Source organism: Anaerobiospirillum sp. NML120511 (assembly GCF_023050955.1).
In the GTDB taxonomy this organism is placed as follows: Bacteria; Pseudomonadota; Gammaproteobacteria; order Enterobacterales; family Succinivibrionaceae; genus Anaerobiospirillum.
Genome location: NZ_JALKIK010000023.1, coordinates 1 through 14,508 on the forward strand (window position 1 = coordinate 1; position 14,508 = coordinate 14,508).

A 14,508-nucleotide genomic window follows, 5' to 3' on the forward strand; every position below is an offset into this window, starting at 1 on the left:
AATCTGAGCCATGATCAAACTCTTCACTTTAATGATTCGTTTGAAGTGCAACTGTAACCAGTTGCCAGTTTGTTGGCAAAACTCAAAGTTCTTAACTTAAAGAACCCACACAGATTGTCTGTACTTATCTGATTTTTAAAGAACTTCAAAGCGCTGGGCTTTTGCAGCTGATTCGCTCAGTGCGTCACAGCGGAAACGTATTTTAATGATTTTCACCACAGGGTCAACACTTTTTTCACAAAAAATTTAAAAAAATTTTAACTTTCTTCTAAAAATGCGATTTATATCGACTTTTGCAGCTTAACTTTTCTTCCCCTGGGCGTTACGATCAAAAGTTTAAATATGGCATTTTCACCATTTTCTGCCCCCTTAATCCTCTCAGCCTCTCTTTTTTCCCCTCATCTGCCCCTCCTGTTCTTCCTCCTCAACTGGTTTCGTTTTGTTTTCCTCACCTTTCCTCTGTTCTGGTGTCATGCCCATACCTTAACGCTGCGTCGTGCCTCTTCAGCGGCTGGTGTTGTCGCCCAGGTGCCTCTTCAGCGGCTGGTGTTGTCGCCCAGGTGCCTCTTCAGCGGCTGGTGCTGTCGCCCAGGTGCCTCTTCAGCAGCTGGTACTGCTGCACAGATGGCTCTTCTGCTGTAGGGGCTGCTGCACAGATGGCTCTTACACTTCGTGGCTGCTGATAGCAGCCCGGCAGACCTCAATGACCGAAGGCAGCCTTGCGGCTGCCTTCGGTCACTGGTTGCCAGATCAGCGGTGAAGCTGAGCCGGTTTAAGGTATGAAGATGGAGGTCAGTTGCGCAGACGCAGGGCAAGACCGCTGGCGCGCTCAACTGATCTCGCCAGAGAGCTGGACAGAGAGGCCTTTGGACCGAGCAACTGTACAGACTTCTTGGCACGGGTTATGGCTGTATAGACAAGTTCACGGGTCAGAACACGGTTTGGACGATCTGAGAGCATGATGCAAACGCGGTCATACTCAGAGCCCTGAGACTTGTGAACTGACATGGCAAAACCGGACTCGCAGCTGGTAAGCAGCATAGGGCTGATGATGTTCACGTCGAGCACGCTGCGACCATCCCTTTCTACAATACCCATTGGAATGAATCCTCTCAGACGTCGGCCGCCATCATCAAGCCTGATCTTCTGGCGACGGCTCCGGCCGGTTGCGGCTGCGGAGGCAGCTGTGGACGGTGCGGAGGCAGCTGCACCTGATGATGCGGTGGCAGTGTCTTCTGGTGCACTGCCACCGGCGCCGGCCGACGGGGCTGCGCCAGTGGCAGTGGTGGCGTCATCCTTGAGAAAGGCGCAGAAACCTACGTAGCCATTTACCAGGTTGAGGACATTATCGTTTTTAGTGATGAGCACAATCTGTCCCGGGAAGAAGCGCTCTTCATTACCAATGGCGTACTCGCGCAGATAGGTGTTCTTAACCTCATGCTCAATGTGGCGGTTTACCCTGATGTCACCAAAGTGACCGCTGTGGTTGGAGCACAGCACACGGAACTGATCCATGAGTCTGAAAATGCCCTCAAGTTCCTCAGGATCTGAAGAGACCGTGAAGTTGCGGCTCTGCAGATACTCAAGGAAAGGAGCATAGTTGTCGCTGCAGCCTGGACGTACGCAGTTGCGGGCAAAGTGAATACAGAACTCCTCGGCTGCATGGTCGTGACTCAGGCCTGCTGAGGTCCTGATGCCGGCAGCAGCTGCAGCAGCCTGCATAAGAGGATCAGCGCTCTCCCCCTGAGAAAGCAGAGGTACAAAATCAACAGCATGAAGCTTGTCCTGAGCAATAAGATCGAGCACTTCCTGAGTGCGCAGCTGAACAGCATCGCTCTCCTTATCCGCCCCCTCCAGATCAAGAATCCCCTGTACCAGGCTCTCGCGCTTTCTCTCCTCAGCCTCAAGATAATCAAGAATGGTACCTCTGAACTGCTCGTCGGCAGCTGACTCATCCTGATCAAGGGGCTTGTTGACCAGGCTGGCCAGCTGACCGATTTGCGGTACATCACGGGAGCGGTAACTGTACTGCAGTAAAGCCACGTGATCTGCAAGACCGGCAGTGAGCAGCTCCTCAGGTCTGTAGCCTGTCAGATAGCAGATAAAGTCGAGATTCTCTCTGGTGATACGGCTGTCCGGATCGTAGCGCAGACAGGCGCACAGTTCGGCAAGAACTGCACCGGCCTCTACAGAGGAGAGCTGATCCTTGTCACCAAGCATGATTAGCTGACACTGGTTTTCAAGGGCAGCTATAAGACGGTAGAACAGAGCCATGTCGAGCATGGAAACTTCATCGACCACCAGAACATCACATACCAGGCGACGCTCGGCATTGAATACCGGGGTGGCACGGTTAGGAACACTCTTGATAAGGCGCTTTACCGTTACAGCTTCAGTAGGAATAAAAGAGCAAATCTGCTCTGAGCTCATGCCGGTAAGGGCAGCGAGCTGGTCTATGGTCTTACGGATGGACGCGCTCTTGAGCTGACGGGCAATGGACTCACCCATACGGGCAGCAGCCTTGCCGGTAGGGGCGCACATCTTAATCTTACGATTGCGCTCATCAATGCAGATAAGCATCAGAATAATGCGCAGCACTGTGGTGGTCTTACCGGTACCAGGACCGCCTGAAATAACAGAGAAGCGGGAGGTAGCAGACATGGCAGCAGCCACCATCTGCCAGTTGACGCCCGGAACATCCTCCTGTTTTGGGAAGAGAATGGCAATCAGCTCTCTCAGGCGCTCCTTTTTAGCCTCATCAAATTCGATATGGGTGACATTTTTGATGTAACTGGCTATCTGGCGCTCGTAATCAAAGTAGCGTCGTATGTACAAACGGTCCAGATCAAAGACAAGAGGTGAGTTATTCTCATGGGCGCTGCCTGTTGCCACCGAGCGTGACAACAGCTTTTTCAGAGCCTCTGTACCTGATGGAGCATAGTACTGGGCAAGATATATGAACTGTCTTAATTCTTCTGCAGGCTGGTTGCGACGCTCCAGATCAGCTGCCAGATCGCACCAGTGGCTGATGCACTCATAAATGCTGGTAACTGAGTTCAGATTAATACAGATATGGCCATCGCTCATCTGTGAGAACAGAGCAAAGATCACCACATTAAATGACTGCTGATCATATTTGCAGGCCATAGGGAAATGACTTTGCAGATACTCTACAAAAGCCACATCCATACGCTCAATATGAGGACAGCTGCGGGCCAGCTCAACAAGGCCACGGGCGTCTGCCTGGGAGAAATACACGTTAAAACCGGAGCTGGTTTCACTGGACAGAGGAGAGCTTTCATAAGGCTCAAACCAGCTGCGCTCACCGTAGAGTTCCTCAGGGGCATAGCAGAAGCGGGCCATATTGATACGCATCTCATCACGGCGGGCAGCATCGCTGGCAGCTGTCAGCAGCTCACCGGCAGGCTCACGGTTACGAGACAGGGCGCGTCTGACAATGGTCTTTTCCCTGGCGGTCAGAGCTGCATCTTCACGATCCTGAGCAGAAAAATCCAGGTCCTGATGTTTTCTGAGATCGTAGAAAGTCATCAGCTCCTTGAGAGCTGCTCTGTCACTGGCACTGTTTAAAGCTACATATGGCTGATAATCAGAGCTGTACGCCTCATATGATTCATCAGGATACCCTTGGCTATCCTCAGGATACCCGTGGACATCGTCATGATACTGGGGGACATCCTCATGATACATATGAGCGTCCTGATGATACATATGAGCGTCCTGATGATACACATGGCCAGGGTCACCATATACAGGCTCTGACCTGTCAATGCCGTCAAAAAGCGGGCCATCAATGTCCTCAAGGGACTGCGGCTGGCTGGAGGCTGTGCCCGGGCTGGTGACTGGAGCTGTGGTGGAACTGGCAGCATGGAAAACTTCCTCGTTCAGTCGGCGCCTGAACATGGTATCCAAATCGTCCTCACCTTCATTGCTGTCTGCAAAGAGCATGGTCTGACGGCCAGCCATCAGTTCCGTATCAGCTGCCGGAGATTCCGGAGATGCCTGGGAGGCAGGGAACTCAGGTGCTGACGATGCCAGGGATGGATCTGGTGCAGGAGCAGCTGCTGCAGCGGCTGCTTTGGTCTTTGCTCTGGAGCTCCTGGTACGGCTGCCTGATGCGGCACTGGCAGTGCTTTTTCTGGTGCGGGCAGTCCTGGTGGCTGCAGCTGAGCTGCCTGTTACCTTGTCTGAACTTTCTTTGTTTTCAGGGGACATGATTTCCATTCCTTCAGCTGCTGATTGAGGGGCCTGATGATCTCTGGTCATGACAGATTGGGCTCGTCTGAGGTAATCCAAATATTCTGTTAAGGGTTCTGGCGCCGCCGACTGGCCGACCATGCCGCAGGGCCTTGCCGACGTGGCAGGCGGGCCAGCTGGCGCGCTGGGCTGTGGCAGTTAGTGCTCTGCGCCTGAGAGGATCTGATCGAGTTCGTAGACCACGCTGAAATCAAGACGGGTTGAGAATACACCGCTTGAAAGAGCGTCACGCATATAGTTGGCTTTCATGCCGCGCAGGAAGAGGTAGAGCACACTGCCCACGTTGCTGTCATAAAACTCGCGCAGCTGCTCATAGCCGGCATCAAATGGAATGGCCATACGACGCTTGAGATGACGGTACAGAGCCAGGGTGTAGATCATGAACTGCAGATCGTAGCGATGCTTGTACACGGCCGAAATCATGTTATGACGGCTGTAGTCATCATAGCTGTCGCCCAGATAGTTGGATTTGTAGTCAATAACGTAGTAGCGCCAGCAGCGGCCCTCGTCAGAAACACACTGTCTGCGAACCTGCTCAAAGCTGGCATCAGCAAACATTTCAGGATCGCACTCACTGAGATTTGCCACACCATTGAGTCTGGCAGTGCGGGCTGCTTTAAGCTGACGGCTGATGCTGTCAGCGCTCTCACTGTCGAGGCTGGCATAAAGGTCAGGACGCTCACGCAGCTGCAGACGGGCATTGAGATCAAAGCGGCAGGCAAGGTCAATAGAGCCGGTAATAAAACCTCTGATTTCAGAAGGGCTCAGTCTGAGGCCGTTTTTGAGGTACTGCAGATCATGAGGCAGCAGATCGGCTGCCACCCTGCGACAGAGCACGTCTAATTTTGAGCTCTGCAGAAATCTGTTGGACATGAGGAATCTCATCTCACGCTCATAGGAGACAGGCTCAAGATCCGCAAGGGCCAGAGTGTGGTATTTGCCCTGAACAATTGGGGCCTCGACCACATCGTTAAACCACTCGGACAGCGGCTTATGAGTGAGATTACTGTCCTGAGACACCAGGCGCAGTACCGAGCTGTAGCGCGAACTGTTAACCACTTCAGGAACCACATTAAGGTTCAGATGAGTCTGGAAGCCCTCCTGTCTGATCTTTTCAAACTCAATGTGCTCCAGCACATCATGCATGAATGAGCCGGCATTGTTGCCACGCGGGAAGGTGGCATACAGCGGCTTATCAAGAGCAATCTCCTCACGGAAGCCTGTGTAGTTGTGATAAATGCCGCTGTGCCAGTTGCTGTTCATAAGAGCTGACCATGACAGTTCAGGCTTGCTTTGCAGCTCACGGCTGCACTTCTTATTCACGCTGACACAAGGTCCGGTTATGGCCGGGCTGTCATCACAGTACTGCTCAGAGAGAATTGACTGAGGATCATCAAAGTCGTAGCCGCCATTTTGCTGGGCGATGCGGGCCTGTGATGAAGAGTCGGTATCATCGCTGCTGCCGCGATCGCTTCTGTCCTCATCACTGCCATCAGCACCACCTGGATTGGCCGGGCTCTTCACGCCCTTCACAATGCTTGAGAACGAGGCAATGTTAAAGCTTGAGTCAATGGCATTGCGCATCAGGAATGACTGGGCAATGCTCTGCTTATTACTGATGAGCACCTCAAACTGCTCAGCATCGAGCAGCTCCTGCTCATCAGTGAACTCACGGCTGCTGGCACTGCCTGCAGCAGCATCTGCTGCAGGCGCAGCGACAGCGACGCTGTCGGCGGAGGCGACGCTGTCAGCGGCGTCAGCTGCGGCGGGGTCGGTGGTGGCTGAGCTGAGCGGATTGAGCCTGTCAGCGAGGATCTGATAGTCATCGTCCAGAGTTTTGCCATCGAGAATGGTAAAGGCCTCAGGCATGGCTGCAGCAGCATTTAACAGCAGCTGATGATCGGCGCTGTTGCCATGCGGAGCAGGACAGACCATGTTGTCACGGCTCTCGTCAATGACATTGGCAAGATCGGTCCTGCCGTGCATGGCAGCCAGTGATGACGGAATCATGTTGCTGGACAGACGGCTTACACCACCTGTGAAGATAAAGTTTGCATAGCGGGCTCGGGTAATGGCCACATACAGAAGACGGGTGTTTTCACGACGCTCTTCATCTTCGCTCAGATCCTTTGGAGTTGACCTTGACTGCACGGACATAACCTTGCCCGTATCTGCAGGAGTGCTGTCTACCACTGGCAGACTACGGGTAATGTTGACCGTTCTTTGCGGCTCAAAGTCCAGCACCATGTGCTGGGCCTCCTCAGCGTCATAAAACTTGACCGTAGAGGAGTCCCGGCTGCTCTCCCTCTGCCAGATCCACAGATTAGGCATGATGACCACAGGGAACTCAAGACCCTTGGACTTGTGGATAGTCATGACCTTTACCTGGTCCTGCTCAGACTCCAGACGCTTGCGTATGTCGTCAGAATCAAACTCGCTTACCGGACGCTCCAGGGTGGTAATGAACCAGTGCAGCTGTGACTGAATACCCACCTTGTGATTGTGAGCAGACTGAATGATCTCGGCTACATGGGTGTAGTTGGTGTAAAGACGCTCACCTCCTGTCTGACGTAACAGTCGGGTACTGACCTGATGGTCACTGTGATCGGCCCACTGCAGAAAAGCCGGCATAAAGCCATAGACTGCCCAGGTATGAGCACAGCTTTGCAGTATGGCTACTTCCTTTTCAAAACTGTCACCTGAAACTCTGGCCTTGAACTGCTCTGTGGTAAGAGACAGCAGCTGGCTGCCCAGCACACGGCTGACCTTTTCACGGCTGGTGCAGTCACACATAGCCTCCATCAGATACATGAGATCAATGGCCTCAGTGGTAGGCTCACCCTCATTTTTGAGCACTGATGATCGATCAGAGAAATACACGCTCTGAATATTGAGCTTTTTAAAGGCCTGCTGGATCATGTCATTTTCAGACACTGAGCGTACCAGCACAGCAATGTCACCTGACCTGACTGGACGTGACACTCCGTCTTTGACTATTTTGCCGTCATTAAGAATTTTCTTTACCAGCATGGCCGCGCAGCGGGCATAGTTGCCCCTAAGAGCTGCGGCACTGGAAAAGTCGCTGCCTGAATCAACAATATAGGTATTGGCAGGCTGGGAAAACTTAAGTCCACTGAGCACCGAATGGAAAGATGAGCTGCCGCCCTCGGAGGCGGCGTCTGCAGCGGCTGCGCCAGCGGCGTCAGCGCCAGCGTCAGCAGCGGCGGCAGCATCGCTGCTGGTGTCTGCAGCGGCGGCGCTTACCAGGTAGCGCTGCATGTTGTCTATGCTGAAGTCGCGATCGAGCAGCTGAGCATCGCCCTTGCCCTTGCCCGTGGATTTGATGCGGGCATGGAGTCTGTTGGCAAGACCTGAGTTTACCGGGGTAAAGCGGATATTGCTGTCATCAAAAGGATTGATGTTGGCGTGATTGAGCACAGTATCAAAGACAGCATTGCTCGACTCCACCACATCAGGTGAGGATCGGTAATTGGTGTCCAGGGTATAAATACCTTTGCCTGAGGTCAGCTCATCAATCTTGCTCCTGGCCTTAAGATAGGAATTGATGTCAGAGCCACGGAAGGCATAAATCGACTGCTTAGGATCGCCAATGAGATAGCAGTAAGCCCCCTCTTCCAGGGCTTTTTCATTGAGGTAGATGCGGGTAAAGATATTGAACTGAACAGGATCGGTATCCTGGAACTCGTCAATCATGGCCAGAGGATAGCGGGAGCGTATGGCCCATGCCAGGCGGTCACCCATGGCACCACGGCCATTGAGGGCATGATCAAGACGGCGCAGCACATCATCATTGCTCATGACATGCTGTTCCTTACAAAGACGGTCGGTCTCGCGAATCATGCATATTGCAGTAAGGGTGCGCACCATGATGTCGCCGCTTTTGCGCATCACGTCAAAAGGAGCTACGGCTGCCCTGACCTCGTCAAGGAAAAGCGAAACAGGAGCGGTAAACTCCTCAAACACGGCCCTTTCCTCAGGCTGGGCCTTGTTCTTGGTCAGGCTTTCCACTGTATAGACATAGGTGTCGCTTTTAATCTTGCCCTTGAGCAGGAACTCAACTTTCGAGTTGATCTCAGAGGTCATCAAACGCCAGTCTGCATCCTCTCTGAGCTCTTCAATCTCACGGCCGTTTTCAAACTCAATGAGCTGCTCGGTAAGTGACAGCACTTCACCCAGAACAGTAATCATTGGTTTGGCCGGTCCTCTGAGAGCAAATTTGCTGGTGATGTTAAAGGCCGGGCCAAAGTCACAGGTCTGAGGATCAAAGTAGGTACACAGCTTTGCAAAACTGAAGTTTTTGACAAAATCGCGGGCTCGTGAAGTCACCACGTCACTGAGTTGATGGTACATATTCTCCAGAACAGGAATGAAAGCAGTAAACTGCTCTTCCAGATCTGAAGCCGGATCAAAGCTCAGTCCGCAGCCTTTGATAATGCGATCAAAACCGGACAGTTCAAAACCGTAAAAGCCCTCATGAGGTGAAGACAGGCGTACTGAATTGAGCTGATGAATAACACTCTGCAGTCCCTCAGGCTCGGCAGTACCCATCATATTGAGCAGCACGGCAGAACTGTCATTGCGATAGAACAGGCGGCGCCAGACGTTATACCAGGCCTCATGCTCGAGGTCGGCAAGATCGGTTCTGAGCTCAGTATTAAAAGCCTCACCTGACTCCAGAGCATAAATCTGAGTCAGAGTGCTGTTACAGAAAGAGTGAATGGTACAGATAGCGGCCTGATTGATACGACGCTCAGCACGTACCAGAATCAGAGCAGCCTGGCGCAGCGGAGTGTCATTACGATCAAGCAGATCCTCAATAATTGAGGTAATAACATCATCGTGAATATCAATTTTGGCCAGAGCGTCAGCTACCCTGATCTCAATGAGGATATCCTGCAGCTCCTCATCGGAGTAATTGCGGGCCTGACTTAAGGCATGACGCTCCTCATCAATGACATTGCTCTCATCAGCAGCGCCCGCCCCGTCAAGATACTCATAGCTGTCTCCGTCCAGGCCCACGCCATTGCGGGACTTTACTCTTACTGAAGCGGCGTTTTTACCGCTGCTGCCTCCCTTGCCGCTGCCCTTGCCACTTTCCTTGCTGCTGCCACTGCTCTTGCCAGTACCCTTGCCTGTTTTTTTGAGGCTACCGGCCTTTTTCTTTATCTTACGGGCCACATTTTCGCTGTCCATGACTATATTGTCCGAGCGCAGAGCAAGGGCGTCATTGACATGGGACATGGCAAAACTGATGAATTCCTCAATGCAGGTACGTGCAAAGCGGATACGCTCATAAATACGCTGACGCAGGTCAGAGGTGGCTGCATTGGTAAAGGTTACGATGAGCAGCTCGTCTATCTGCAGCGGACGATCAAGATTGTTCTCTTTCTTACCCACACCAAGAAGGGCTCTGAGTACCAGATTGGTAATGGTATAGGTCTTACCGGTACCGGCACTGGCCTCAATGAGCGATGGCTGAGCCATTTTGAACTTCATGACATCAAGAGGCTTTGTTGCTGGTCCTGATTTTCTGCTGCTCATGTCTTGATCCTTATCTGATACTTTCTACTTCCAGCTGATGCCGCTCAGGCATTGCGCAGCGGATATGATGATGCCCGTATTCTGGTGACAGTTATGGCAAGGCACATACCATAACCTTATAAAGATGCATTTGCTCAAACCAGGGCTCCGACCCGGACTGCCAGACTGCAGGATGGCATTGAGCTGGAGCCTGGTGGTGAGCCCGGTTAACTGCCGGCGTTGAACTTAGGGGCCAGTATGGTCAGGTAGTAGTCCAGCCAGCAGCGACTTAGCTGCATGAGGCGTCTGTTGCTTAACATGCTGTCCAGATCGCCATAGAGATAAGTACTGGCAGTATCGTAATCAAAGCTGCTGTTGTCTGAAGAGTTCTCTTTGTTGACCACCACAGGAACACCGTCCTGAAAGACGCACTTCTTGTTGAGTGAAGCCATGCAAGGGAAAGGAGCAGCCTGACCTGCAAGCCAGGCAATAAGCATCATATTGATGGTCACAGCCATTTCATCAGAGTTGAAGCTGTCCAGAGTGAAGACATTACCCTTGTTGTCCACCATGCTGATGGTCCTCAGTCCGCTGTCATAAAGATACTGGGCAACAGCCTCCACTGTCATCTTCATAACCGTGCTGACATTGTCCTTATGATCTCTGGTTAAGGAGACAGTGTCATGCCATGCCGGTACGGCCTCAACCTGAGCCTTTCCTGAGGCACTGGCGCTTCTTGCCTTGCCTTTAAAAGGATCGGCCAGCACCGGACGGCTCATGGCTGCAGCCTGCAGAGTGATGACAAAATTGACCCACTGACCATTGTCACTGAGCATGCTTTCCCTCATGGCTCTGCCTGACTGAGGGTCAGGGCTGACAGCCAGAGAAGACTCCTGCATGCGCGCCAGATCAAGCAGAGGATAAGGACAGACACCATCAAATAAAGAGCGTGGCAGAGTCAGCTGGAACTCACGGTTACCACATTGCATCAGCTCAATATCGCTGTAGGAGGAGATATTGAAGTTCTCCTTGAGAGCTGTGGTCATAATGGTGCTCCTGTCAGCAATCTCGGTGAGCAGCCTGTTCTTGAAAATGCCATAAGGCATGCCGCCAAGACGTGCCTTGTTCTGCAGATAGTTCTCGCGATCCTCCTCTTTGAGGCGCAGCATCTCATTGACAATGATATTGCTGTCAAACCTGTCCATGGAGAAGTTTTCATCTTCTCTTACTGAGGCATCATTACTGTTATCAAGACGAATGCGCAGCAGGTTGCGTACAAAGTAGTCAGACGGCTTTCTGATGAACTGACTTAGAGTGCGCAGATCCAGCACCACTGAGGAGCTGTCGGCCGCCTCAGGGAAGAAAATACCGTCTGCCAGCATTGGAGCACTGTGTCTTGATATGCCGTCAGTCATGATGAAGCCACGGTTAAAGCTTGGAACCTTCAGATCGCTTAATCTGGCTGGAACATCACTGTTAGCCTGCTTGCGCTCGGACCACGAAGGGGCAGTGTAATTTCCCTGGTTGTAGGAGTTCAGATGCTCTCTGATCAGGATACGGTCGAGCACCATGCTCTGACGCCTGCCCTTGGTGACATTCTCAAAGCCCTTTAATGCGCAGCTGTCACATACGTAGTACAGAAGCTCATCGAGCACAATGGACGGATTGAGTACGGTACGGTCAACAGGGCTCTGACCAATATAGGAAAGGTAGAGGCTCTTACGGGCAGAGAGTATGGCCTCAAGGAAGAGGAAGCGGTCGTCGATGCTGCGGGAGCGATCACCACGCTCAAAAAGCTCATTGGAGCTGATGAGATTGAAGCCCGGGGCACGCTCTTCACGTGGGAAGTCATGATCGTTAAGTCCCAGAATGAATACATGCTTGAAAGGCACGGCACGCATAGGAACCAGAGAGCAGAAATTGACCTTTTCTCTGAGGAAAGGACGGAAGTTGCGCTCTGAGGTCAGTCCCTCTCGCAGGGTGGCAGCAAATACAGGAAGATTGATACTTGGCTGATGATCAAGGTGACCAAATACAGTCTTGAGGCTCTCAACTACATTGTGTACCGGAGTCAGCGCTTTCTCCGTCTCTTCAGAGTCATCAAAGAAGCGGCTGGTCAGCATGTCACGCAGCTCCTTGGACCAGGTCTCAGGAGACAGTGAAAGTTCAGGGGTAAAGTAGCTGCGCAGCTCACGCAGGGCCTGAATAAAGTCCCAGAAGCGTCCCAGGGTAACTGCGTCCATACCCTCAATTTCGCTGTAACATGGCATGACATTGCTGTCACCGAGCATGGAGCCCAGAATCATTCGGTCCATGCCCTGCTCAAAGGTTCCAGGAATATTGACCTCGGAGAGCTTTGAGGCATCCTCATCATCAAGGCCCCAGAAGATATTGCTCTCATTAATCCAGCGGGCAATGACATCGACATCATCACGCTCCAGACCAAAGCGGCGGGAGATAGCCTCCTCTGAAAGCAGCTCGAGCACCAGAGCCGATGTAATACGCACAGTTCCTATTTCCAGAAGACGCAGCAGGGCCTGACCTACAGGATTGGCCTCAGTTTCAGTACGGTCGGAAATAACAAAAGGTATATAGTCCTTGTTGCCCTCTTTGAAGGAGCCACCAAAGACAGCCGAAATATGCGGAGCATATTCGTTAATAGCCGGCACCATGACCACGATGTCACGCGGATAGAGCTCTTCACCCTCAATGGCCGCTCTGTTGAACAGCTCGAGCAGAGCATCATGCAGAACCTCTACCTCACGGCGACGGGTATGACAGGAGTGGACGGAAAAGGATCGATCATCATCGGCAATGAGATAGCGACTTGGATGCTGCTCAAGCTCCAGAAGCTGCTTCTGGATAAAGGCCAGCAGATTGCCTCCGCTTACCTCCTCTACTGTCTGATGATTATGAATGGCGTACTGAGACTCAAACTCCTCTTTTACATCAGGCTCGGAGAAACAGGAGATATTGTCAGGCACAGGGTCGCGGTCAAAGAACATATACAGATTGTCTCTGCCCTGACGGCCATAGGAAAGCAGCAGCGGATGACCCTCAACACGTTCACCGGCATTGTCATAAGAGGACAGGGACAGATTGAGAGCCGGGACCTCAAGATAGTTCTTTTTGACCTTGAGCTTGCGCTTGTGGTCATGAATGCTGTGGGTAGACTGCTGAATCATCTGTACGTATTTATCAAAATCGTTACGATGACGTGGGGCAATATCAGCCCAGTACTCACGACATGGGTTGAGCAGCATGACATTGACCGAGCAGTGCAGAGCCAGGGCATCGAGGAACTCGATAACCACACGCTGCAGCGAGCTTACGCCAAAGACGAAGATACGCTCATACATGCCCTCAACATGATCAAAGCTCTTAGTCTCACGCAGTCTTTTGATGAGGTTGTTCATGATCTGGGAGCGATCGAGATTGTGCAGCAGCCAGTCGAACTTTTCCGACTGCTGATCATTAGGCACTATGTCATCGCTGGAGAGCAGATTGAGGTTGTAGCGCAAAGTACACCACAGCTTTATCTGCCAGACATTATTGCGAAAGAGATTTCTTACTCTGTCCACACGCTCGGCACTGACATGCTCACCTGACTTGCCCAGCTCCAGCCCGCCACCGGTATTGTCAACACCATCGGCAAGTGCATCCTCGCCATCAACCAGATTCTGACCGAGCGGACCAATGTCCAGATCATCACTGTCAGCATTGCCACTTGCCTTTTTTATGGCTGAATTAACACCGCTCTTTTCACGGACAAAGCGACGGCACTCCTCTTCAATAAAGAGATTTACAGGATTGGAGATGTCATCAGGATCATTTTCGTAATCATCAAAAGCACTCAGTGGAATACGGTTCCACTCAAGGATCCAGCGGGGACGGTACATCTGATACTGGTCGAGAGTATCTGCAATTTTGGCTGAGAGCTTGTAGGCCTTGTCACCGTAGACATCATCATCAAGATAGCGGCGCAGACGGTAGTAAATGCTGCCAGGACCACGATCGTGGCCTTCATCCCCGGACATGTCGGAGCCCAGGTCATCAGATGATGACAAATAAGAAGAGCGGCTGTCAGCAGCACCAGACCTGCTCTGCATATCCCTTGCTGCAGAACCGGCGCTGAGCACCTGATCACGACGGGCACCATAGGCATCTACTGCAGGCTCGTTTGAGTACCACAGTTTAATCTGGGAGAAGATATTCCAGGTCATATGCTCACGGTCAAAAAGGTCCTGACGTGGAGCATCGGGATTGAGCAGGCGGTGGGTTTCGTAGATGAACTGCCATACCTGTGGATAGTCGCACAGGCAGAAAATATCATTTTGAACAGCGATACGCTGGGAAAGGAAGGTACCCATACCAAGGTTCATTACTACAGCCTTTTCATGGGTAAAAGGGTCACGCAGAGGATACTCTGACATGATCATGGCGCAGATATCGGCCAGGGTTTCCATGTTATTGGACATGTACAGGGAAAGACCCTTTACTGACTGTCTGTCGTTGTTCACAGATACTCCTTTTTGCAGCTGAGTAATAAATCTGGTCCGGTCTGTATATCGACCTGCAGGCAGGTTGCAAAGTTCCACAGCCGGCCTGTAGCCAGCTGCACCTGCCCCCTGGTGCAGTCTGCCTGCCGGCTCTGCGGCCGACCAGGCTGCCCAGGGCGGCTGCAGCCGCCCT

Annotated in this window: 3 protein-coding genes; all 3 read right to left on the reverse strand. The window is 52.1% G+C overall.

Annotated elements, in window-relative coordinates; translation table 11 throughout:
- Nucleotides 1–792: 792 nt before the first annotated feature.
- The 3 genes from MXE39_RS07670 to MXE39_RS07680 all read right to left on the reverse strand — a co-directional run bounded on the left by MXE39_RS07670 (nt 793) and on the right by MXE39_RS07680 (nt 14,336).
- Nucleotides 793–4,284: an AAA family ATPase gene (locus MXE39_RS07670; RefSeq protein WP_247073913.1), complete on the reverse strand. Its 3,492-nt coding sequence runs from the start codon at nt 4,282–4,284 to the stop codon at nt 793–795.
- A gap of 129 nt (nt 4,285–4,413) precedes the next feature.
- Entirely contained in the window at nt 4,414–9,837 is a 5,424-nt protein-coding gene (locus MXE39_RS07675) for a UvrD-helicase domain-containing protein (protein WP_246978801.1), read from the reverse strand.
- A gap of 206 nt (nt 9,838–10,043) precedes the next feature.
- Complete coding sequence (locus MXE39_RS07680) at nt 10,044–14,336, reverse strand: exodeoxyribonuclease V subunit gamma (protein ID WP_246978802.1); 4,293 nt, start codon at nt 14,334–14,336, stop codon at nt 10,044–10,046.
- Between the last annotated feature and the right edge of the window lie 172 nt (nt 14,337–14,508).